Consider the following 2,982-nt stretch of genomic DNA (forward strand, 5'->3'; position numbering starts at 1 on the left):
CGGCTGCGGGTCCAGCGTGTCCAGCTCCGCGACCGCGTGGCGCAGGAACTCCTCTTCCTCGCGGATGCGGGCCAGTTCGGCTTCCGACGCGGCCAGCCGCTTGCGCGCCGCGGCAAGCTCGCGCCATGCCGCGCGCACCGTGTCGCGCACCGCGTCAAGCCCGCCGAAGTCATCCAGCAGCGCCCGGTGGGCCTTGGGGTCCAGCAACCCCTTGTCATCCTGCTGGCCGTGCAGCTCCACCAGTGTCTCCGACAGGCGCCGCAGGACCTCGCCGGAACACCGCCGGTCATTGGCCCATGCCGTCTTGCGGCCGTCACGCGTGTTGACCCGGCGCAGGATCAGTTCATCCCCCGCGGGCAACCCGGCCTCTTCAAGGATAACCCGCGCCGGATGGTCCCCCGGCAGGTCGAACACCGCCAGGACCTCGCCCTGCTTGCAGCCCTGCCGCACCAGCTCGGCCCGTCCGCGCCAGCCCAGCACGAAGCCCAGCGAATCGAGCAGGATGGACTTGCCCGCCCCGGTTTCCCCGGTCAGCACGTTGAGACCCGGCTCGAACGCCAGTTCGAGATGGTCGATGATCAGGATATCGCGGATATCAAGCGCGCGCAGCATCTCGCCAACCCGGGGGCCGTGCCCCCGCCTGCCCTACAGCCACCGTCCCAGAACCGTCTGGCGATAGACCTTGCGCAGCCAGTTGTCGCCGGCCGCCTCCAGCCGCAAGCCCTGATCGGTCAACAGCTTGTAACTGTCCTCGTACCATTCGGTGGCCTGGAAGTTGTGCCCGAGGATCGCCCCGGCGGTCTGCGCCTCGTCCGTCAGGCCAAGGGACAGGTACGCCTCCACCAGACGGTGCAGCGCCTCGGCGGTGTGGGTCGTGGTCTGGAAATCCTCGACCACCACGCGAAAACGGTTGATCGCGGCGGTGAAGTGCTCGCGCTTGAGGTAGTAGCGCCCCACCTCCATCTCCTTGGCCGCCAGATGGTCGAAGGCGAGATCGAATTTCAGGATCGCCGAGCGCGCGTATTCGCTGTCGGGGTAGCGTTCGATGACCTGCCGCAGCGATTGCAGCGCCTGGAAGGTCAGCCCTTGGTCGCGGCCGATCTCGTCGATCTGGTCGTAATAGCTCAGCGCCAGCAGGTACTGGGCATAGGCCGCGTCCTCGTCCGTTGGGTAGAAATCGATGAAACGTTGCGCGGCGGCGCGGCTTTCCTCGTAATCGCGGTCGAGGTGGTGCGCATAGGCCTGCATGATCACGGCGCGCTTGGCCCATTCCGAATAGGGATAGAGCCGCTCCACCTCGGAGAAGTTGCGCGCCGCCAGATCGTGATTCTTCTGGGCCAGATCGTACTCGGCCCGTTCGAATATCTGCTTCGCGGTGAAGTTCTCGAAATCGATCTCGCCGCGGTCCACGCGCCCATCCACGCCGCAGCCCGCGGCACCGACCGCCAGGATGAAGGCCGCGACCAGTTTCGCCCGGGACTTGCCGACTGTCATGCTCGATCTCACCTTCGTTGCGACATGGCGGGGGTCTACCCCACCGATCGCCTTGGTCCTAGCACATAAATTTTCGGGGCAAAACGCCTTTGCCGCATTTCCGGCGCCGATCTCAGGCCACCTGCGGTATCTCGTCCCAATGCACGCCGGTCCCCGGCAGGCGCGCCACCGTCGCGGCGTCGCACTCGACGATTTCATAGGCCGACGGGTCGGCGAAAAGCGTCCGCAAAAGCTCGTTGGTCAGCGCATGTCCCGCCCGGACGCCCTGATAGTGGCCCAGGACGGGGTAACCCGCCATCGCCAGGTCGCCGAGTGCGTCCAGCATCTTGTGGCGCACCGCCTCGTCGCGATGGCGCAATCCGCCCGGGCTCAGAACCCGGTCGCCATCGACGACAACCGCGTTTTCCAACGTGCCTCCCAATGCCAGCCCGTTGGCGCGCATGGTGTCCACGTCGGACTTGCGGCAGAACGTGCGGCTGCTGGCCAGTTCGCGAACGAAACTGCCGTTGGACATGTTCAGCAGCTTCTTCTGTGCGCCGATGGCGCTGTCCTCGAACTCGATGTCGAACTCGATCATCAATGTCTCGTGCGGCACCAGCCGGGCGCTCGCCGCGCCGCGCCGCGCCTCGACCTCGCGCAGGACCCGCAACGCCCGAACAGGCCGCGCCAACCGGCGCAGGCCGACATGCAGCAGGCCGCGCACGAATTGCGCGGAACTGCCGTCGAGAATCGGGATTTCCGCGCCCCCCACCTCGACCAGCGCGTTGTGCACGCCACAGCCCATCAGAGCGGCCATCACGTGTTCGACGGTCGAGATCGACACCCCGGCATCACCCTCCAGTCGGGTGCAGAGCGGGGTCTGGACCACGCGATCCCAGCGTGCGGGCAGGTCAGGCCCGCGGCCGTCCGGGTCGGTACGGCGGAACACGATCCCGCTGTCGGCGGGCGCAGGCCGCACGGTTACCCGGGCCTGCCGGCCCGAGTGCAGGCCCGTCCCGTCGAAGGAAACAGATGATGCCACCGTGGTCTGCAACGTGATCCTCAAGCATGGGCAGGGCTGGCCCCGCCGTGAGCGTTGGGAATTTCTAAATTCCTAGCGAACGCGGCTCAACTCAATCTTTGCAACGCTCTGAAACATCGGATTCCGGGCGCTGGCGAAAATCCGCCAATGGCACGGCCGGCCCGCCCAAGAGCTTGAACGGAAACAAGAAAGCCACCGTACGACGATGGCTTTCCAACGGGTTTTCGGGCGGTGTCCGCGCGGGTCAGTTCGCCTGACGCCGCAGGAAGGCCGGGATCTCGATCTGCTCGTCCTCTTCCTCGACCGGCTCGGCCGACGCGCTGCGTTGCGCGCTGGCCTGAACCGGCGGCTGCTGCCGCGCGGGCCGTGCACCCGGCCGTTGCTCGGCTTCGTGGCCGTGCCCGGTCATGCGGTTGATCAGCGAATTGATCCCGAAGCGCGGCCGTTGCTCGGCGGCGGGCGCCTCG

At 66.8% G+C, this 2,982-nt stretch carries 3 protein-coding genes and 1 pseudogene; all 4 read right to left on the reverse strand.

What is annotated here, in order from left to right; all coding sequences use genetic code 11:
* Nucleotides 1-612 (reverse strand): AAA family ATPase (locus ACH107_RS31650; protein ID WP_412509609.1); only part of this gene is annotated, 612 nt, incomplete at its 3' end.
* A 33-nt stretch (nt 613-645) separates the two neighbouring features.
* Nucleotides 646-1,494 (reverse strand): outer membrane protein assembly factor BamD, encoded by an 849-nt coding sequence (locus ACH107_RS31655; RefSeq protein WP_412509610.1) that lies wholly within the window; start codon nt 1,492-1,494, stop codon nt 646-648.
* A gap of 112 nt (nt 1,495-1,606) precedes the next feature.
* Nucleotides 1,607-2,527: a UDP-3-O-acyl-N-acetylglucosamine deacetylase gene (lpxC, locus tag ACH107_RS31660; RefSeq protein WP_412509611.1), complete on the reverse strand. Its 921-nt coding sequence runs from the start codon at nt 2,525-2,527 to the stop codon at nt 1,607-1,609.
* 232 nt (nt 2,528-2,759) lie between these two features.
* Nucleotides 2,760-2,982: pseudogene (locus ACH107_RS31665) on the reverse strand (cell division protein FtsZ); the annotation flags it as partial.

The organism is Roseovarius halophilus (ex Wu et al. 2025), assembly GCF_047086965.1.